This window comes from Sphingopyxis sp. (assembly GCF_035565275.1).
Classification (GTDB): Bacteria; Pseudomonadota; Alphaproteobacteria; order Sphingomonadales; family Sphingomonadaceae; genus Sphingopyxis.
On the sequence record NZ_DATMST010000332.1, the window covers coordinates 1 to 18759 of the forward strand.

Consider the following 18759-nt stretch of genomic DNA (forward strand, 5'->3'; position numbering starts at 1 on the left):
TGCTGCTGGCGAAGCCGCCGATGCGACCGCCGACGCCGCCAAGAACGCCGGTAACGCCGTCGAAGGCACGGTGAACGCTGCTGGCGACGCCGCTGCCAACGCGGGCGACAAGATCGCCGAAGAAACCAAGAAGGCCGAAGCCAACGACAAGAAGTAAGTCGTTGGTACGCCTTTGGGCTGTTAAGGGGGCTCCATCCTGCAAGGATGGAGCCCTTTTTCATGGAAAGGCGTGTGATGGCCAATCTCAGGACGACGAGCGCGGCGCTCGCGATATTGCTTCTCGCGGCGGGATGCAGCCGCACCGATAACGAACCCGGCCCCGGCGGGGTGACGGTGAGCGAGGCCAAGGCGCTGGACGATGCCGCCGAAATGCTCGAGAGCCGCGACACCGCGCGTCCCGAAGAGAAAACAGCCCCCGCCAAATAGCTTCCCCGGCCGCCCGGCCGGCGCTAGGGTGCACGTCCCGCGACTGGCGCTAAAGATGGAGCCCCATCGGGAAGCGGGACCGATCCGATGATCGATGCGAGCCGCGCGCCTGGGTGATCCACCGCCAGTGCAATGACCATCGCGCATGACCGATACGCCGAACATAACGATCGTCTTCCTCCTCTTTCCGGGCATCACCCAGCTCGATTTCACCGCTCCGGCGCAGGCGCTCTCCCGCCTGCCGGGCGCACGGCTGGCGGGCGCCGCCGCGAGCCTAGAGCCGATCGCGACCGACAGCGGATTTGCGATCGTGCCGACACATGATTTCGCGACCTGTCCGCGGGCCGACATCCTGTGCATCCCCGGCGGACATGGCGTAACCGACGCACTCGGTGACGCCGCGACGATCGACTTCATCGCCCGGCAGGCGGCCCACGCGCAGTGGGTGACGAGCGTTTGCACCGGCGCCTTCCTGCTCGGCCGAGCCGGACTGCTCGCGGGCAAGCGTGCAACGACGCATTGGGGTTATACGCACCTGCTGCCGATCGTCGGCGCCGAGCACCAGAGCGCCCGCGTCGTCGAGGACGGCCATATCGTCACCAGCGGCGGCGTGACCTCGGGGCTCGACTTCGCGCTGACGCTGATCGCGCGGTTGCGAGGCGATGCGGTCGCGCAGGCGATCCAGCTCGCGATCGAATATGATCCTGCCCCGCCCTTTGTTGGCGGCCATCCCGACTGCGCCCCCGAAGCCGTGACCGCGGGACTGAAAGCGCGGGTCTATGACGCGGCGGCAGCGCGGATGGAGGCGGCGCTCAAGGCCTAGCGGCAGTCGGCGAGCGCGATCTCATAGAGTTTCGGCCAATATTTGCCGGTGACGAACAACCGCTTCTTTTTCGCATCCCAAGCGATGCCGTTGAGCACGCTGTCGTTGCCGCTGGCACCGGCATCGGCCTTGAGCCCCGAAAGATCGACGAGCGAGACCACATTGCCGGAGGCGGGATCGATACGGATGATGAAATCGGTCATCCAGATATTGGCCCAGATTTGCCCGTCTATCGTTTCAAGCTCGTTGATCATTGCGATCGGCCGGTCGCCGAAACGCACCGTAACGCGTTTCTGCTCGGTCATCGTGGCCGGATCGAAGAAACGCAGGTCGGGCGTGCCATCGCTGAGGACGAGGCTGTCCTCGACCATCGTCACGCCCCACCCCTCACCTTCATATTTGAAGGTGCCGACCGGTTTCAGGTCCTTGATCGACCAGCGGTTACCGACACCGCCCTGCCAGGTCACGCCGATGATCTGGTCGCCCCAGCGCGCGATCCCCTCACCGAACTGATCGGACGGCAGCTTTGATTGCGCTAGCGCCTTGCCCGTCTTGAGGTCGAGGCGGGCAAGGCGCGACCGGCCATATTGGCCCGTCGCCTCGTAAAGATGCCCTTCGTGCCAGAAAAGCCCCTGTGTGAACGACGAGCTGTCGTGCGGGAAGGCCTCGACGATCCGGTAGCCGCAGCGTTCGACGGGCGCGGGAGCGGAGGCCTGTGTTGCCGGCGGGTCGGCGAGCATGGCGAGAGCGAGGACGAGCATCATCGCCGCCCTAGCTATGCCGCATCGCCTGAACTGGCAATGTCCTGCCTCCCCTGTTTCGCTACTCCATTTTCGTCATGCCGGATCAAGCCCGGGTTGACGAGGGCAACAAGGCAAAAAAGGGCCGGAGGATTTCTCCCCCGGCCCGATATTCTTCGACTGAGTGCCGAACGGTACGGACTTAGAAGTCCATGCCGCCCATGCCGCCCATGCCGCCGCCGCCCATGGGCATGGCGGGCTTGTCGTCGGGCGTTTCGGCAATGCCGGCTTCGGTGGTGATCAGCAGACCGGCAACCGAGGCAGCATCCTGAAGCGCGGTACGCACGACCTTGGTCGGGTCGATGACGCCGGCCTTGACCAAGTCTTCATAGACGTCGGTCGAGGCGTTGAAGCCGAAGTTGCTGTCGTTCTGGTCGAACAGCTTGCCCGCGACGACACCGCCGTCGAAGCCCGCGTTTTCAGCGATCTGGCGAACCGGAGCCTGCAGCGCGCGCCGGATGATGTCGATGCCGCGGGTCTGGTCTTCGTTGACGCCCGACATGCCGTCGAGAGCCTTCGTCGCGTACAGAAGCGCGGTACCGCCGCCGGGGACGATGCCTTCTTCAACCGCAGCGCGGGTCGCGTGGAGGGCGTCATCGACGCGGTCCTTGCGTTCCTTTACTTCGACTTCCGAAGCGCCGCCGACCTTGATCACGGCAACACCGCCGGCGAGCTTCGCCAGACGTTCCTGCAGCTTTTCCTTGTCGTAGTCGCTGGTCGTCGTTTCGATCTGCGCACGGATCTGTTCGACGCGGCCCTTGATCGCATCATGGTCGCCAGCACCATCGACGATGGTGGTGTTGTCCTTGTCAATCGTGACGCGCTTGGCCTGGCCGAGCATGTTCAGCGTAACCGACTCAAGCTTGATGCCCAGGTCTTCGCTGATCATTTCACCGGCGGTGAGGATCGCGATATCCTGCAGCATCGCCTTGCGACGATCGCCGAAGCCGGGTGCCTTGACGGCTGCGACCTTCAGGCCGCCGCGCAGACGGTTGACGACGAGCGTTGCGAGCGCTTCGCCTTCGATGTCTTCGGCGATGATGAGGAGCGGACGGCCCGACTGCACCACGGCTTCGAGGATCGGAAGCATCGACTGGAGGTTCGACAGCTTCTTTTCGAAGATCAGGATGTACGGATCGCTGAGCTCGACGAGCATCTTTTCGGGGTTGGTGATGAAGTAGGGCGACAGGTAACCGCGGTCGAACTGCATGCCTTCGACGACATCGAGTTCGAAATCGAGGCCCTTGGCTTCCTCGACGGTGATCACGCCTTCCTTGCCGACCTTTTCCATGGCTTCGGCGATCTTGTCGCCGACTTCCTTGTCGCCATTGGCCGAAATGATGCCGACCTGCGCGATTTCAGCGGTGCCCGAAACGGGCTTCGACTGCGCCTTGATCGTTTCGACAACCTTGGTGACCGCGAGGTCGATGCCGCGCTTCAGGTCCATCGGGTTCATACCGGCGGCAACCGACTTCATGCCTTCGCGCACGATCGCCTGGGCGAGAACGGTCGCGGTGGTGGTGCCGTCGCCGGCCTTGTCGTTCGCCTTCGATGCGACTTCGCGCAGCATCTGGGCACCCATGTTTTCGAACTTGTCCTTGAGTTCGATTTCCTTGGCGACGGTGACGCCGTCCTTGGTGATGCGGGGCGCGCCGAAGCTCTTGTCGATCACGACGTTGCGGCCCTTGGGGCCCAAGGTGACCTTCACCGCGTCGGCGAGGGTGTCGACACCGCGGAGGATGCGCTCGCGCGCGTCGCGGCTGAATTTTACGTCTTTAGCAGCCATGTGCCTGTTCCTTTAAAATTCGCAGAAAACTGCGTAACTTCACACTAAATCCGATGAGATCGCTCAGGCGATGACGCCGAGGATGTCCGATTCCTTCATGATCAGCAGCTCTTCGCCGTCGACCTTGACTTCGGTGCCGGACCATTTGCCGAACAGGATGCGGTCGCCGGCCTTGACGTCGAGCGGCGTCACCTTGCCATCGTCGGCGCGGGTGCCGGTGCCGACCGAGACGACTTCGCCTTCTTGCGGCTTTTCCTTGGCGGTGTCGGGGATGATAATGCCGCCGGCCGTTTTTTCTTCGGCTTCGATACGGCGGACGAGCACGCGGTCGTGCAGCGGACGAAATTGCATGGATATCCCTCCAGAGATGGAAATGATGTCGTTTGGCACTCACAGGGTGCGAGTGCTAACAGTCGGCCATATGGGTAGGAGTCAGATAGGCGTCAAGCGCCGCGCCACAAGATTCTTGCGAAGTTTTTGCGTCAGGCCGGCAGCAGGCCGAGGCGCGCGCGCATCCGCCAGCGAAGCAGCAATATCGCCGAAACCACGATCAATCCTACCGCAAGACCGATCCACACCCCGACTCCGGCAAGGGGTGTCCAGAAACCGAGATAGATGGCAGTGCCATAACCTGCGATCCAGTAACCGCAGATCGCGATGATCATCGGCGTGCGTGTGTCCTGCAATCCGCGCAGCACGCCGGCCGCGACCGCCTGTGCCCCGTCGAAAAGCTGGAACGCGGCGGCGACAACGAGGAACTGCATCGCGAAACCGACGAGCGCCGCGTTGCGCGCGGCATCGACGTCGACATAGATCGACAGCACCAGCGACGGGAAAAGCCACATGATGAGCGCGGTCAGACCCATGAAGCCGATGCCGAGCACCAGCGACGCCTGTCCGGCATGCGCAATACCGCTATGGTCGCGCGCACCATAGGCAAGCCCGACGCGAATCGTAGCCGCCTGCGCGACGCCGAAGGGGATCTGGAAGGCGAGCGCCGCGACCTGCAGCGCGATCGTGTGCCCGGCCAGTTCGGTCTCGCCGATCCTGCCCATCAGGAAGGCCGCACCGGTGAACAGTCCCGCCTCGGCGAGGATCGTCAAGCTGATCGGGGTGCCGATACGCACCATGTCGAAAAAGCGCGTCCATTCGGACCGCCACCAGTTTCCGAACAGATGATAGCGCCGCAGCCGCCGGTCGCTCTGGATGACGACGACATAGGCGAGCAGCATCAGGAAGCTGGTCGTCACGCTCGATATTGCGGAACCGTGCAAGCCAAGCGCGGGCATGCCGAGGTGGCCGAACACAAGCACCCAGTTACCGAGCGCATTGACGAACAGCGCGCCGAAGGTGATCGCGGTTGCGATCGTCGGTCGCCCGAGCGCCGAGACAAAGATGCGCAGCACCGCCGCGGCGATCATCGGGAACATGCCCCACATCAGGATCAGCAGGAAGCCCGCGGCACGCGCGGAGGTTTCGGCCGGCTGCCCCGTGGCGAGCATGATCGGCCCGCCCGCAGCGCAGACGCCCATGAAGAGGATCGAAACCAGCGCGCTGAGCCACAGCGCCATGCGCACCGTCCGTCGCACCTCGCGCACCGCGTGCTTGCGGCGCCCGAGCTCGGCGGCGATCAGTGGCGCCGAGGCGCCGATCAGGCCGGAGCCGGTCCACAGCAGGAGGCCAAAGATCGCGACGCCGAGCGACGAGGCGGCGAGCGCCGCGTCGCCGAGCCGCGCGACGAAAATCACGTCGATCGCGTGAACGAGCATTTGCAGCAGGTTCGCCGCTGCCAGCGGAACGGCGAGCGCCAGCGTCGCGCGAAATTCAGCGCGAAGGCCTTGCGGTGTTTCCGCGGTCAATGGGGTGGCCTGCTGCAGCATAGCCGGCCCGGATAGGCGCACCAATGTTACGGTTCAATAGCGGCGCAACCGCAGGCAGATCAATTTGTCGGCAAGGGTGGCAGAAAGGCAACAGCGCGCCTTCACCCGCGCCACATCACGATCATTTCGAATGCAAAAGCCAGGAAAGTCAGCGTCAGCCCCACCACGAACAGCCGGTAGGCGTAGGCAAGATAACGATATTTGCGCCGCGCGAGGACGAGGCCGTTCTGATAGGTGTCACGCAGCATCGTTTCATAGAGATCCTCTTCGCTGAGCAGGCGAGCCTTCACCGCGGCGATGAACTCGTCTTCCTCCATCTGCGCAAAGCGGCCGAAGAAGAGAATGTTGCTGTGATCCTTACCGTCTCTGGTGACGACCGGCGGTCCCTTTCCGACGCGCGGCAGCACGGCCGAGATCGCGAACAGGGCCGAGAGGAACGAAAAGGTCGCGAGCACGGTCAGCGGCATCGCGAACGCCCCCGCCCCGGCCCTCGCCTGCCCGACCGCGAGCGTGAAGACGACGAAGGTCGCGCCCATCAGGATTGACGCCTTTTGATCGGCCATCTGCGACAGCTGCATCGTCATCTGCTGGTTGGTGCGCACCAGATGCACCGCGTTCGGCGGATAGGAAATGGCCGGACGATCCGGCGACATCTTTGAATCTGCGCTTTCCATGCCAAGCTGCCCCTGCTGGCGACCCGCCACAGGGATGACATGAAGTGCCGGAGCCGGCAAGATGCTGCCCTGCTCCCGCCGCATTCGCTTGCCAATCGGAAGCCTTCGCGGCATGCCCGCGCGCAACTTTATTCCTCTATAGGACACACCATAATGAGCACCGCCATCAAGGACCAGATTTACGGCCTGATCGCCCCTTTCAACAAGAAGGGCGCCGAACTGACCGACGCCACCACCTTCGCGGGCGACCTTGAATGGGACAGCCTGACGGTGATGGACTTCGTCGCCGAGGTCGAGGACACGTTCGACATCATCATCAGCATGAACATGCAGGCAGAGATCGAAACCGTCGGCCAGCTGGTGGCGGCGGTTGAGAAGCTGCAGGGCTGATACCGCGATGACCGACCTGTTCTCGAAATTCGACCCGCTGATCCAGCAGCGCGAGGCCCTGCTCGCGACCGGGGTCACCGATCCGTTCAGTCTGGTGATGGAAAAGGTGATTTCGCCGACCGTTGCAATCTGTAACGGGCGCGAGACGATCCTGCTCGGCACCTACAACTATATGGGCATGACCTTCGACGACGATGTGATCGCCGCGGGCAAGGATGCGCTCGACAAGTTCGGCAGCGGCACCACCGGCAGCCGCGTCCTCAACGGCACCTATCAGGGCCACAAGGAGTGCGAGGACGCGCTGAAGGAGTTTTACGCCATGGATCATGCCATGGTGTTTTCGACGGGGTATCAGGCCAACCTCGGCATCATTTCGACGATCGCCGGCAAGGGCGACTATGTCATTCTCGACATCGACAGCCACGCGTCCATCTATGACGGATGCAAGATGGGCGACGCCGAAATCGTCGCGTTCCGTCACAACGACGTCGAGGCGCTCGAAAAACGCCTCAAGCGCCTGCCCCCCGAAGCAGGCAAGCTCGTCGTGCTCGAAGGCGTCTATTCGATGCTCGGCGACGTCGCGCCGCTGAAGGAAATGATCCGCGTTTCGAAGGACGCCGGCGCGATGGTGCTGGTCGACGAAGCGCATTCGATGGGCTTCATCGGCGAGCATGGCCGCGGCGTCGCCGAAGCGCAGGGGGTCATCGACGACGTCGACTTCATCATCGGCACGTTCAGCAAGAGCGTCGGCACCGTCGGCGGCTTCTGCGTGTCGAACCATCCGAAGTTCGAGATCATGCGGCTGGTCTGCCGCCCCTATGTCTTCACCGCCTCGCTGCCGCCGAGCGTTGTCGCGACCGCCGCGACGAGCATCCGCAAGCTGATGCACGGATCGAACAAGCGCGCGCACCTGTGGGAAAATTCGAAGACGCTGCACAAGGGACTTCGCGATCTGGGTTTCACGCTCGGCACCGAAGAACCGCAGTCGGCGATCATCGCGGTGATCATGCCGGACCTCGAACGCGGCGCGATGATGTGGGAAGCGCTTCTGGAGGAAGGCCTGTACGTCAATCTGGCGCGGCCGCCGGCGACCCCCGCGGGGATGACCTTGCTTCGCTGCTCGCTATGCGCCGAACACACGATCGAGCAGGTCGGCGAAATTCTCGGCCGGTTCGAACGGGCGGGCAAGCGCGCCGGGATCATCGGCTGAAACGAGCCTTGGGGCCGACCAGCGGATTCCTTTTCGGGCTGAGTTGAAGCCGCATGGACTTCCGCGCTTTGCGGGGCTGCGCTTGTCCGGTAAGAGATGCGCGTGTTCGAGCGGGATATCGATAGCGAAAGCGAGGGCCGGCGGGAGCGTATCCGCTTCTGGCTGACGATCGTGCTCGGCGCGATCCTGACGGGCGTGGTCGCGGCGCTCGTCGTGCTGCTCTCGCGCGCCAACGACAATTACGACCGCTCGCTCGGCTGGCAGACGCAGAGCATGGAAGTCATCTCGCAGACGCGGTCGGTCGACGCCGCGATCGCACGCGCCGAGGCAGCGCTGGGCCGTTTCGCGGTCGGCCTGCAGAAAAAGGACGGCCGCGTTTACGAATATCAGTGGGCCCGCGCGCGGCAGTTCATGGCGCAGCTGGAACGCAACGTCCGCGACAACCCGAAACAAATGGCACTCGTCGAGCAGTTGACGCGCGAAATGGACAGCCGCGGAGCGCAGCTTGGCGATGCCGCGCTCAGTGCGAACTATAACCAGACCGTCGCCGCGATCTCCAAATATTATGCGGCGGGCCAAGGTGAGGGGCTGAGCCGGATCGACAAGCTGCTTACCGAGATCATCGCCAATGAACGCACCTTGCTTCGCGACCGCAACCGGCTGGCGGCGGCCGACCGTGCAAGCCTCAGCCAGGCGATTCTTCTTTTTTCGCTGCTCGGAGCGGCCGCGGCGATCATCGCGATCGGCGCGACCTTCTCGCTGATCCGTGCCGAAGGCGAGCGGCGCCTCGCACGGCGCGAACAGATATTCGAGAGCGACCGCGCGATGCAGCTCGAGGCCGCGGTCGAGGAACGAACGGCAGAGCTCGCCGATGCGAATGACGCGCTGCGCAGCGAGATGACCGAGCGCGAAGCTGCCGAAGCGCAATTGCGTCAGGCACAGAAGATGGAAGCCGTCGGCCAGCTGACGGGCGGCATCGCGCATGATTTCAACAATATGCTTGCGGTCGTCGTCGGCGGGCTCGAACTCGCACAGCGCTGGCTCCCGGATACACCCGAAAAAGCACAGCGCCACCTTGCGAACGCACTCGATGGCGCCAACCGTGCTGCCGACCTGACCCGGCGGCTCCTGACCTTTGCCCGGTCCGAACCAGCACGCCCCGAGATGACCCCGATCGACGAATGTATCGCAAGCTTCGCGCAGCTTCTCGAGCGCACGATCGGCGACCGCATCGCATTGACGCTCGACCTGCAGGCCGAGGGCCTCGCCTGCTGGCTCGACCGGCAGCAGTTCGAGAACGCTTTGCTCAACCTCGCAGTCAATGCGCGCGACGCAATGAACGGTCACGGATCATTGACGATCCGGACGATGGACGACGGCGAGAACAACGCAGCGGCGCTGGCGGTGCAGGTGACCGACAGCGGCTGCGGCATGTCACCCGAGGTACTCGAACGCGTCTTCGACCCCTTCTACACCACCAAACCCGCGGGCCAGGGCACGGGCCTCGGCATGAGCCAGGTCTTCGCCTTCTGCCGCCAGTCAGGCGGCGAGGTGCAGATTTCATCGGCCGAGGGCGAAGGAACGAGCGTAGCGATGCTGCTGCCGGTAGCAAAAGCACAGGCCCGGGAAACGGTAGAGGCGGCGTCTGGAGAAACCACCAGCCCCGTAACTCCCCGCGAAGCGCTCAGCATCCTGGTGGTCGAGGACGACGCGCGCGTCCTCGCGGCGACCGTCGATGCGGTGGGCGAGCTCGGCCACACTGCGGTCGCCTGCGGCAATCCGCTCGAGGCCGAAGCGCTGGTCGAAGGGCGGCTGGCGGAGGGACAGGGCGGCTTCGACCTCATTCTTTCCGACGTGCTGATGCCCGAACTCACCGGTCCCGAAATGGTCGCACAGCTAAAGCAGCGCTGGCCCGCGCTGTCGGTGCTGTTCGTGACCGGATATGCCGGCGATGCGAGCGAAGACGCCGCCTTTGGCGACCATGACGTATTGCGCAAACCCTTCACGCTCAGCGCGCTGGATCAGGCGATCCGGCGCGAGACGCGGCGGACCGGAGAACAACGGCTGGCAAGCTGACTTCCTGCTCGTCAGCCCCGGCGAACCGGGCTCAGCGGATCGCACCGCTTTTCATCAGGCGCGGCACAAGCGTCAGCGCGGCAACCAGCGGCCAGCGGCGCTGCCACGGTTTGATTTCGATCTTCGTGCCCGCGTGGCGATTGATCTTCCATGCGAGATAGTCGATCCCGCCCGCGTAGGTCAGGCTGGCCTTGCCCAGCCGGATAATGCTCAGCGCCTTGCCTTCCAGCCGGCGGCGCGCCCAGCCGCCGCCGCGTATTCCGGCCGGAATCGCGGCGATCGCCGGCTCGCTGAATCTTTGATAGCGTTCGGCGTCGGCATCGACGACCGATTGTGCACGGCCGGTACGCTCCGCCCGCAACTCGACCGAATAGGTGAGCGCAAAGGCGCGGCGCCACCAGTCGAGCGGCGCTTCCGCCTCGATGCGCCCGGCCGCGGCGAGCAGCGTCGGCGCGGCGCGCGAAACCGCGGCAATCGCACGATCGCGCGCCGTATCGTCGACCGCCCACACCAGCCGCGACGGCTGCGCGAACCGCGCCCAGACCGATACATTGCGCGTCTCGGTACCGTTCAACCGATAAAAGTCGGCTTCGCTCAGCACCGCATATTTGGCGATCAGCCCGCCATGCTGGAACGGAAATACATTTGGCGGGATCAGCCGGTTCGCGACCGCCATCCAGCGCTTCGGAAAGGCGTCGCTGTAGTCGGAGACGATCAGGTAGAAATCGAGCATCAGCCCGTCGAGCTCGCTCTCGCGCAGGCAGCTACCGTAGAAGAGTATCGCGCGCGCGCTGCCCGGATGTTGCGCGGCAATCGCCGCCGCCATCGCGCTAACGCGCGGGTCCACCGGGACCCCGAATTCTTCGCGGACGAGGTCGGTCAATGCGGTCATCGGAAACTCAGGCGGCGAGGCGCAGGAAGGGAACCGGCTGGGTCGAAGTCAGGATGATCGGCATGCCGTTCTTCGCCTGGAAGATTTCGCCGTCGAGGATCACGTTCGACCGCTCGCCCTCGATACGGATTTCATCGCCCTGCTGGAAATGCACGCCATCAAGCTTCTTCTGTCCCAGCGTGCCACGCCAGGTCGCGCCGAGCATCCGGAACATCGCGCCGACATTGCTGTCGGTCGCGAGCAATTTCATATGCCCGTTAGTCCCATGGCTGTCGCTGGTGCGAATGCTCAGCAGCAATTTTTCGAGCGTCGTGACGATCAGCAGCGAGAATTTGCCTTTGAATTCGCCCTGACGGATCAGCGACACGGTCATATGCTCGGGCTTGGGCGGCAGACGTCCGCCGCCGATCCCGAAAATGATCGCGAACAGCCCGAGGATCGCCGCAAGAAAATGCGACACGCCGTTGGGCAGGCCGAGCGGATAGATGCGGTTGCGGCAATAAAGCATGACGTCGGCGAGATAGGCACCGCCGAGGAACATGCCGAGCACCGGCCGCGCTTCGCCGCCGCTGTCGAGGGAGATCAACTGGCGTTCGATCACATGATCCTCGAGCCGGCCGCTCTCGACCAGCTCGAGCACACGCTCAAGCGCCTTGATCGGATCGCCCTCGGCGCCGAGATCGAGCGCGATCAAATTGGTCTTGCCATTGGGAAGCACCGCGACCGGCGGCGGCGAGCCGTCGAAATGACCGCCCGAATAAATTTCGGTCAGCGCGGCCTGCACCGTCCCGTCGCCGCCGTTGATCACCACAACGCGCGGGCCGACCATCGCCATCGTGCGAATGGCCTTTTCGATCTGGTCGACGTCCTCGACCTCATAATGGAAAATGTCGGGATGCGCCGCGCAATATTCGCGAACCCGCGGCAACAGCGAGCGATTGCCCGTCGAGTGCGGATTGGAAAGGAGCGCGACGCTGGCCATTCTGCTTACATATATTTCATCGAAATGGAGATCGCCTTGGGCGCATCTCCAACTGAAAACGCCGTCTTCTTGTAGCTCGGCTTGCCGAGATTGAAGACGTTGATGCTGGGATTGTTCGACATCCCGCCGCCATCCGAAGTCAGATCGGTCTTGCCGTTGCCGTTGACGTCGTGACGCACCGCAATGCCATACACCCCCGCTGCGGGCAGTGGCACGCAAACAGTCATCGATCCGGCGCGCGCCGGCACTTCGATGCGGTTGATCCAGCGGCCCTTGGCAAGCCAGTCCGCCGACGTTCCGCGATAGCTTTGCACGCGAATCTTGCCGGAAGACGCCTTGACGCCGCTGATCTGGACCAGCGTCGACGGGCCGCTCCTGCACTTCGACAGATCGTTCGAGATGACCTGGCCTTCAGCCTGCGTTGCGACCGCGAAGGTCAGCAAAGCAACACCAAACAGCGCCGGTACAAATTTCGACATGACCTCAAAACCTCCAGAGGCTATAGCCACATCCGCAAGCGCAAAGCGCGCGCCGACATGGGTCCCTGTCGCCCTTGAATCGGCATATCGGAAACAACTGCGGCCAAATCATGGTGATGGGGCGACGAAAGATTGAATAAGCTTCCTGCCATCGACCGCTACATCGCGCGGCTCATTTTCTTTCCGATGCTCGGCACGCTGGTGCTGTCGGCAATGCTGCTCGTGCTCGAAAAGATGCTGCGGCTGTTCGACTTCGTCGCGACCGAAGGTGGCCCGGTCAGCGTCGTGTGGCGCATGCTCGCCAACCTGATCCCCGAATATCTCTCGCTCGGCATTCCGATCGGCCTGATGCTCGGAATTCTCCTTGCTTTCCGGCGCCTTGCTACATCGAGCGAGCTTGACGTACTGAAGGGCGTGGGCATGAGTTTCGGGCGGTTGATGCGCGTGCCCTTCGCTTATGCCATCGCGCTCGCTGCGCTCAACCTCGCGATCGTCGGCTTCATTCAGCCCGTCGCGCGCTATGCCTACGAAGGCTTGCAGTTCGAACTCCGGTCCGGCGCGCTCGGCGCGTCGATCAAGGTCGGCGAATTCACCAAACTGGGCGATCGCATGACATTGCGGATCGAGGAAAGCTACGACGACGGGCGCAGCTTGCGCGGCATCTTCGTGCGCGGCGAAAACAAGGACGGCCAGCGCGTGTCGGCGACCGCAGCGCGCGGGCAGTTCCTCGCGACCGACGATCCGAACACGATCATCCTGCGCCTGTCGCAAGGCGTGCTGATTCACGAATCGCCGAAATTTGCGGTGCCGCGCGTGCTGACGTTCGACAACCACGACCTGCCGATCCCGCTTCCCAAGATCGAGGCGTTCCGCCTGCGCGGCGGCGCCGATCGCGAAATGACGATTCCCGAACTGTTCGTCGCGGGTAAGGACAAGAAGCAGTCGGTGCAGACACGACTCGAATTGCGCGCGAATTTCCATTTCCGCATTGTCGAGGTGATGTCGATGTTCCTGATCCCGCTGATCGCGATCGCACTCGCGATCCCGCCCAAGCGATCGACCTCGTCGCTCGGCGTCTTCCTGTCGATCGTGCTGCTGGTCACCCAGCACAAGATCAACCAATATGCCGAGGATCTGGGCGCGCGGGGGACGATCGATCCGCTCATCGCGCTGTGGGTCCCCTATCTCCTGTTCGCGGCACTGGCCATCTGGATGTATTACACCGTCGCGCATGTCCCGGGCGGTCAGCCGATCGGTGCGCTCGAGCGTGTCGCGGCGAAGGCGGCGCAGAAAGTTCGCGCCATGCTCACAATGTTCCAGCGCAAGCCACGGGCGACCTGATGCACCAGTTCCACTTTTTCCCGTCGCGCACGATGGCGCTTTATGTCGGCCGTCTCTTCCTCGTCCGCTCCTTCTCGATCCTCTTCGCGCTGGTGTTGATCCTGCAAACGCTCGACCTGCTCGGCGAAAGCGGAAAGATCCTTGGCGTCGCGGGCAACAGCGATTCGGACGTGTGGCGTTATGTGGGGATGCGGCTGCCGCAGATTATCGAGACCTTCCTGCCCTTTTCGGTCCTGCTCGGCACAATCCTGACGCTGATCACGCTCAACCAGAACAGCGAGGTCGTCGCGATGAAGGCGTCAGGCATGTCGGCGCATCAAGTGCTCGCGCCACTGTTCCTCGCCGCGCTGCTTGTCGCGGGCATCAGCTTCGTGTTCAACGAACGCATCGTCACGCGCTCGACTGCGGCGCTCAGCGCCTGGCAGAAGGTCGAATATAAGAAAGTCCCCAAGGACAGCGGCATACGCACCAACATCTGGGTCCGCGACGGCGACGACCTGATCAACGCCGCGACGGTCGATACCAGCGGCCCAGTGATCGTCCTCGGCTATGTGACCATCTATGAACGCACCGGCGGCGTCCTGTCGTCGATGCTGTCAGCCGACAGCGCGCGCGCGGTCGCAGGCGGCGGTTGGGAACTGACCAACGCCAAGCGCTTCATGCGCCGTTCGGGCACACTTGAGCCGCTGGGGACGATCGTTGCCGCGAAGAATGTGCGGCCTGACCAGTTCACGCTGGCGCAGGTCGATGGCGACGCATTGCCCTTTCTCCAGCTCAGGGCGGCGATCGCCGATCTCGAGGCCGCGGGCCGCCCGGTCGATGCGCTGAAGGGCGTCCTCTGGCACAAGATTTCGGGCCCGCTGTCGGCGATCCTGATGCCGCTGCTGGGCGCCGTCGCGGCGTTCGGCCTCGCACGGTCGGGCAAGCTGTTCGTACGCGCCATTCTGGGCATGGCGCTGGGCTTCGCCTATTTCGTCGCCGACAATTTCGCGCTCGCGATGGGCGACCTCGGCGCCTACTCACCTTTCCTCGCCGCGTGGGGACCGTTCATCCTCTTCGCGCTGATCGGCGAGATGATCCTGATCCGGACCGAGGAATAGGGTCGGCCAGCAAGCGGAAGTGCCATCGCTTTTATCGTCACCGGACTTGATCCGGGGTCCATGATCTCAGCGCTACGACGGATCCCGGATCAGGTCCGGGTTGACGAATATCTGGAATCCACCCCAAAGTGGACAACCGCCGGCAGGATTTCAGGCGGCCGCCCCCCGCGCCGAACCCGCCACAAGATTCATCACCAGCTTCGGCAGGCTGTCGTAATTCGCGCCATGATATTGCGAATCCACGGGCAACGCGTCCTTCAGGCGGCGGTGCGCCTCGCCAAGTGAATGATAGGGCACGCCCGGCAGCAGGTGGTGCAGCGCGTGATAGCGCAAGCCCACCGGCGCCCACAGCTCCGGCAACAGGCCAGGCGGCGGGACGTTGACGCTGTCGAGGAACTGGCCGGTCACCGTCAGCACCTCACCATCATTTTCCCAGAGATGCGCGACGAGTGTGCGGATCTGGTTGAGCACCAGCGTCGCCGAGGCAATGGCACCGAAGATGATCAGCGCGCGCAACGGCACCCAGCCGAACGCGCCAGCCGCGATCAGCAGCGTCGACCACGCCCACGCGCCGCCTTCCTGCCACGCCCATTGGCGGCGGAACTCGCCCTCGGGCGGCTTGCGGCGGAACATCGGGTTGATGATCATCCCCGAATAGCGTTCGACGACGATCCGGCGCAGCGGCGGAATCAGGAACGACAGCGGGGTGAGTACCGCATATCGAAATACGAGCGCCACCGGCGCAAACGCCGCCGCGACGACGAACAACGGCACCGTCCACGGCTTCATCAGCGCGAGCGGCAGATATTCCGGGTCGTCGACCGTGCCATATTTGGTGCGATTGTGGTGCAGGCTGTGGATGCCCTCGTACATGAACGACGGAATCAGCATCGGAACACCAACGAGGATGTTCCAGCCGAGGCGAAAGCCTGGCAGCGCGTTCTTGCGGATATGGGTCAGCTCGTGAATGAAGCTGCCTGCGCGGTAGAGCGCCACGACCGAAATGACCGCGGCGACCAGCATCCACGCCGTCGACGGCGCGAGGATCGCCGCCGCGATGCCCGCATAGCCGATGAAGGCCGAGGCAAGCATATCGGTCCAGTAGATACGTGGCGAAGGCTGAACAAGATCGCGCGTCAGCTCCGACGCCGCGCGGATCATCGCCATATCGTCGGCGATCGCCGACTTCGGACCTTTCGGTGCCGATGGCGCGAATGAGGTCGCGACCCGATCGGCGGGGGGATTGATCGTCGTCATACGGATGTCTTCACCATTATTTCGTGGCAGCAAAATGGCCGAATGCGGGTCGCCAGCGCCCCATCTATGCCCTAATGCGTCGGCAATAATATAGGACGCCCCTTTCAGGAAACCAGTATGAGCGGACATTCGGACGGCCTGGTCACCATCCACCCGGTCAAGGACAAGAACGATCTGCGCGAGTTCGTCGAGCTCGCTTATCGCCTCAATCGCGGCGATCCGTCATGGGTGCCGCCGCTGAAGGGCGAGGTCTATGGCCTGCTGACGCCCGGCAAGAATCCGTGGTTCGAGCATGGGAAAGCGCAATATTTCCTCGCGCGCCGCGACGGACGGACCGTCGGACGCATCTCGGCGCATATCGACGACCTCGCGCTCGCCCAGCCGGCCGGACAGGGCATGGGCCCGGGCACCGGAAACTGGGGCCTGTTCGAGGCCGAGGATGAGGGCAGCGCGCGCGCGCTGATCGCGGCCGCCGAAGACTGGCTACGCGGTCAGGGCATGCACCGCGCGCTCGGCCCGCTGTCGATTTCGATCTGGGACGAACCCGGCCTGCTGGTCGAAGGATTCGACGAATCGCCGACGATCATGCTCGGGCACAACAGCCCGCTCTATCGCGGGTGGATCGAAGGCACGGGCTACAGTGCAGTGAAGCAGCTGTTCAATTACAGGGTCCCCATCGCCGACGGCTTTCCGCCGCTGGTCGATCGCATTGTCGCGGCGGGCGAGAAGAACGCACGCATCCGCATCCGCAAGGTAGACAAGCGCCGCTTCGCCGCCGAAGCCGCTCTGATCATGGGGCTGCTCAACGATGCCTGGTCGGACAATTGGGGTTTCGTCCCGCTGACCGACAGCGAAATCGCCTATGTCGGCAAGAAGCTCAAGGACATCGTGTTCGAGGATCTGATCCGCGTCGCCGAAGTCGATGGCGAGCCGGTCGCGTTCATGATCGTGCTGCCGAACATCAACGAGCTGCTCATCGACATGGACGGATCGCTGCTTCCCTTCAACTGGGCCCGCCTCGTCTGGTGGCTGCGCAAGCCAAAGAGCCGGATCCTGCGTGTGCCATTGATGGGCGTCGCGAAGAAACTGCAGAACAGCCGCATGGCGAGCACCCTCGCCTTCATGATGATCGAATATATTCGCCGCGACGCAGTACGCGATTACGGGACGACCTATGGCGATATCGGTTGGGTGCTCGACGACAACCAAGGCATGAACGCGGTCGCCGATGCGATCGAGGCCAAGGTCAACCGCGTGTATCAAATCTACGATAAATCGCTCTGACGCCGGGACAGCTTTGCGACAAATAGGGGGCAGCGTGCGTTTCCGGATTGGAAAGGCATTGTCATGGCAACACAGTATCTTGCGGCAAACCGCTTTGGACTGGGGCGCCGCCATGACGACCCGGCGATCGACGATACCAAGGCCTGGCTGACACGCCAGCTCGGCGATTATGATCCCGCCCCGCCGATGCTGGCCGGACTTGCCGGGCGCGAAACAATCGCAATCGCCTACGCCGAATATCGCGAGGAGCGGCAAGCGATGCGCCGCGAGGCAAACGAGAAGGCGCCGAGCGACAGCGGCGAAACCATGCCCGAGGCGCGCCGCACGTCGCGCGCGGACTTTCGGCGCCATTATGTCGAAGCGGCCGGAGCGCGGCTCGCGGCCGCCATCGCCACGCCGACCCCTTTCCCCGAACGGCTCGTTCATTTCTGGGCCAATCATTTCGCGGTATCCGCCGACAAGCAGACGGTGGTCGGCTTTGCCGGCAATTACGAATTCGAGGCGATCCGGCCCAACATCATGGGCAAATTTTCCGACCTGCTGATCGCCGCGGTGCGCCATCCGGCGATGCTGCTGTTCCTCGATCAGGCGCAAAGCTTCGGTCCCGACAGCGTCTTTGCCACGCGCGTCCGCAACCGCGGCAACCGGCAAGCGCCGGGGCTCAACGAAAATCTCGCGCGCGAGATACTGGAACTGCACACGCTGGGCGTGCGGACCGGCTACACGCAGGCCGACGTGACCGCCTTTGCAAAAGCGCTGACCGGGCTGACCGTCGCGGGGCTGGGGCGTGGCGCCGGGCAACGGCTGGTTCCGGCCGATACGCGGGCGGGCGAAACGCTGTTCATCGAACGGCTGCACCAGCCCGGTGCCCAGACGGTCCTTGGCAAACGCTATGACGGTGCCGGCGGCAGGCAGGCCGAAGCGGTGCTGCGCGATCTTGCCGTCCATCCGGCCACCGCGCGTCACGTCGCGACCAAGCTTGCGCGCCACTTCACTTCGGACCAGCCGCCCGCCGCGCTCGTCGACCGGCTGGCAGCCGATTTCCTGAAAAGCGGTGGCGACCTGCCGTCGCTTTATCACACGCTCGTCGCATCGCCCGAGCCTTGGGCAGAAGGCCCCGCGATGTTCAAGTCGCCGTGGGACTGGACGGTCTCGATGCTCCGCGCGCTTCCGATGCCCGCGCTCGGCGAGCGGCAGAACATTGCCGCGATGTTTACCCAGCTCGGTCAGCCGGTGTGGCGCCCCGGATCGCCCGCCGGATACGATGATATGGTCGCGACCTGGGCGGGATCGGCCGCGCTGATGCAGCGCGTCGAACTCGCCAGCCGCGTCGCGGGGCGAGTCGGCGACCGCGTCGAC

Annotated in this window: 18 protein-coding genes and 1 riboswitch; of the genes, 9 read left to right on the forward strand and 9 right to left on the reverse strand. The window is 63.8% G+C overall.

Annotated elements, in window-relative coordinates:
- Positions 1–219: 219 nt before the first annotated feature.
- Entirely contained in the window at positions 220–426 is a 207-nt protein-coding gene (locus VN047_RS21645; protein ID WP_325546369.1) for a hypothetical protein, read from the forward strand.
- A 29-nt stretch (positions 427–455) separates the two neighbouring features.
- Positions 456–548, forward strand: a riboswitch (ZMP/ZTP riboswitch).
- A 23-nt stretch (positions 549–571) separates the two neighbouring features.
- Entirely contained in the window at positions 572–1249 is a 678-nt protein-coding gene (locus VN047_RS21650; RefSeq protein WP_325546371.1) for a DJ-1/PfpI family protein, read from the forward strand.
- Here the strand turns inward: VN047_RS21650 and VN047_RS21655 are convergent.
- The 5 genes from VN047_RS21655 to VN047_RS21675 form a co-directional block, all read right to left on the reverse strand.
- Positions 1246–2013, reverse strand: coding sequence for a glutaminyl-peptide cyclotransferase (locus VN047_RS21655; RefSeq protein ID WP_325546373.1), 768 nt, complete (start codon positions 2011–2013; stop codon positions 1246–1248). The genes VN047_RS21650 and VN047_RS21655 overlap by 4 nt on opposite strands.
- A gap of 178 nt (positions 2014–2191) precedes the next feature.
- Positions 2192–3835 carry a chaperonin GroEL gene (gene groL, locus VN047_RS21660; protein WP_058536849.1) on the reverse strand — a complete coding sequence of 548 codons (1644 nt, stop codon included), beginning with the start codon at positions 3833–3835 and terminating at the stop codon, positions 2192–2194.
- 63 nt (positions 3836–3898) lie between these two features.
- Entirely contained in the window at positions 3899–4186 is a 288-nt protein-coding gene (groES, locus tag VN047_RS21665; RefSeq protein ID WP_037514464.1) for a co-chaperone GroES, read from the reverse strand.
- A 131-nt stretch (positions 4187–4317) separates the two neighbouring features.
- Positions 4318–5715, reverse strand: coding sequence for an MATE family efflux transporter (locus VN047_RS21670; protein ID WP_325546382.1), 1398 nt, complete (start codon positions 5713–5715; stop codon positions 4318–4320).
- A 101-nt stretch (positions 5716–5816) separates the two neighbouring features.
- On the reverse strand, positions 5817–6368 hold the full coding sequence (locus VN047_RS21675) for a Pycsar system effector family protein (protein ID WP_325546384.1): 552 nt from the start codon (positions 6366–6368) through the stop codon (positions 5817–5819).
- A 174-nt stretch (positions 6369–6542) separates the two neighbouring features.
- On the opposite strand from VN047_RS21675, the gene VN047_RS21680 reads away from it, so the two are divergent.
- The 3 genes from VN047_RS21680 to VN047_RS21690 all read left to right on the forward strand — a co-directional run bounded on the left by VN047_RS21680 (position 6543) and on the right by VN047_RS21690 (position 10065).
- On the forward strand, positions 6543–6779 hold the full coding sequence (locus VN047_RS21680; RefSeq protein WP_325546386.1) for an acyl carrier protein: 237 nt from the start codon (positions 6543–6545) through the stop codon (positions 6777–6779).
- A gap of 7 nt (positions 6780–6786) precedes the next feature.
- Positions 6787–7989, forward strand: a complete 1203-nt coding sequence (spt, locus tag VN047_RS21685) for a serine palmitoyltransferase (protein WP_325546388.1) — start codon at positions 6787–6789, stop codon at positions 7987–7989.
- 96 nt (positions 7990–8085) lie between these two features.
- The gene (locus VN047_RS21690; RefSeq protein WP_414712745.1) at positions 8086–10065 is read left to right on the forward strand and encodes an ATP-binding protein; all 1980 of its coding nucleotides are present in this window, start codon (positions 8086–8088) and stop codon (positions 10063–10065) included.
- A gap of 31 nt (positions 10066–10096) precedes the next feature.
- On the opposite strand, the gene VN047_RS21695 is transcribed toward VN047_RS21690, so the two are convergent.
- From VN047_RS21695 to VN047_RS21705, 3 genes are read right to left on the reverse strand one after another with little or no spacing between them, the layout of a single operon-like run.
- A complete protein-coding gene (locus tag VN047_RS21695; protein ID WP_325546391.1) occupies positions 10097–10957 on the reverse strand; it encodes a hypothetical protein in 861 nt (286 codons plus the stop codon).
- 7 nt (positions 10958–10964) lie between these two features.
- Positions 10965–11939, reverse strand: a complete 975-nt coding sequence (locus VN047_RS21700) for an acylglycerol kinase family protein (protein WP_325546393.1) — start codon at positions 11937–11939, stop codon at positions 10965–10967.
- A 5-nt stretch (positions 11940–11944) separates the two neighbouring features.
- Positions 11945–12418, reverse strand: coding sequence for a DUF2141 domain-containing protein (locus VN047_RS21705; RefSeq protein WP_325546395.1), 474 nt, complete (start codon positions 12416–12418; stop codon positions 11945–11947).
- A gap of 132 nt (positions 12419–12550) precedes the next feature.
- Here VN047_RS21705 and lptF point away from each other — a divergent pair, with 132 nt between their 5' ends.
- Together lptF and lptG are read left to right on the forward strand one after the other, a co-directional pair.
- Positions 12551–13759 (forward strand): LPS export ABC transporter permease LptF, encoded by a 1209-nt coding sequence (gene lptF, locus VN047_RS21710; protein ID WP_325546397.1) that lies wholly within the window; start codon positions 12551–12553, stop codon positions 13757–13759.
- Positions 13759–14859 carry an LPS export ABC transporter permease LptG gene (gene lptG / locus VN047_RS21715; protein ID WP_325546398.1) on the forward strand — a complete coding sequence of 367 codons (1101 nt, stop codon included), beginning with the start codon at positions 13759–13761 and terminating at the stop codon, positions 14857–14859. Before lptF ends, lptG begins: the two co-directional genes overlap by 1 nt.
- Before the next feature lie 150 nt (positions 14860–15009).
- On the opposite strand, the gene VN047_RS21720 is transcribed toward lptG, so the two are convergent.
- The gene (locus tag VN047_RS21720; RefSeq protein WP_325546400.1) at positions 15010–16116 is read right to left on the reverse strand and encodes a fatty acid desaturase; all 1107 of its coding nucleotides are present in this window, start codon (positions 16114–16116) and stop codon (positions 15010–15012) included.
- Between the two features lie 117 nt (positions 16117–16233).
- On the opposite strand from VN047_RS21720, the gene VN047_RS21725 reads away from it, so the two are divergent.
- Both VN047_RS21725 and VN047_RS21730 read left to right on the forward strand, forming a co-directional pair.
- Positions 16234–17400 carry an N-acetyltransferase gene (locus tag VN047_RS21725; protein ID WP_325546402.1) on the forward strand — a complete coding sequence of 389 codons (1167 nt, stop codon included), beginning with the start codon at positions 16234–16236 and terminating at the stop codon, positions 17398–17400.
- Positions 17401–17463: 63 nt separating this feature from the next.
- Positions 17464–18759: DUF1800 domain-containing protein (locus VN047_RS21730; protein ID WP_325546404.1), on the forward strand; the 1296-nt coding region annotated here is incomplete at its 3' end.

Coding starts and splice junctions, on each gene's coding strand:
- VN047_RS21645 (WP_325546369.1), top strand. CDS start 220: ATGGAAAGGCGTGTGATGGCCAATCTCAGGACGACGAGCGCGGCGCTC.
- VN047_RS21650 (WP_325546371.1), top strand. CDS start 572: ATGACCGATACGCCGAACATAACGATCGTCTTCCTCCTCTTTCCGGGC.
- VN047_RS21655 (WP_325546373.1), bottom strand. CDS start 2,013: ATGATGCTCGTCCTCGCTCTCGCCATGCTCGCCGACCCGCCGGCAACA.
- groL (WP_058536849.1), bottom strand. CDS start 3,835: ATGGCTGCTAAAGACGTAAAATTCAGCCGCGACGCGCGCGAGCGCATC.
- groES (WP_037514464.1), bottom strand. CDS start 4,186: ATGCAATTTCGTCCGCTGCACGACCGCGTGCTCGTCCGCCGTATCGAA.
- VN047_RS21670 (WP_325546382.1), bottom strand. CDS start 5,715: ATGCTGCAGCAGGCCACCCCATTGACCGCGGAAACACCGCAAGGCCTT.
- VN047_RS21675 (WP_325546384.1), bottom strand. CDS start 6,368: ATGTCGCCGGATCGTCCGGCCATTTCCTATCCGCCGAACGCGGTGCAT.
- VN047_RS21680 (WP_325546386.1), top strand. CDS start 6,543: ATGAGCACCGCCATCAAGGACCAGATTTACGGCCTGATCGCCCCTTTC.
- spt (WP_325546388.1), top strand. CDS start 6,787: ATGACCGACCTGTTCTCGAAATTCGACCCGCTGATCCAGCAGCGCGAG.
- VN047_RS21690 (WP_414712745.1), top strand. CDS start 8,086: ATGCGCGTGTTCGAGCGGGATATCGATAGCGAAAGCGAGGGCCGGCGG.
- VN047_RS21695 (WP_325546391.1), bottom strand. CDS start 10,957: ATGACCGCATTGACCGACCTCGTCCGCGAAGAATTCGGGGTCCCGGTG.
- VN047_RS21700 (WP_325546393.1), bottom strand. CDS start 11,939: ATGGCCAGCGTCGCGCTCCTTTCCAATCCGCACTCGACGGGCAATCGC.
- VN047_RS21705 (WP_325546395.1), bottom strand. CDS start 12,418: ATGTCGAAATTTGTACCGGCGCTGTTTGGTGTTGCTTTGCTGACCTTC.
- lptG (WP_325546398.1), top strand. CDS start 13,759: ATGCACCAGTTCCACTTTTTCCCGTCGCGCACGATGGCGCTTTATGTC.
- VN047_RS21720 (WP_325546400.1), bottom strand. CDS start 16,116: ATGACGACGATCAATCCCCCCGCCGATCGGGTCGCGACCTCATTCGCG.
- VN047_RS21725 (WP_325546402.1), top strand. CDS start 16,234: ATGAGCGGACATTCGGACGGCCTGGTCACCATCCACCCGGTCAAGGAC.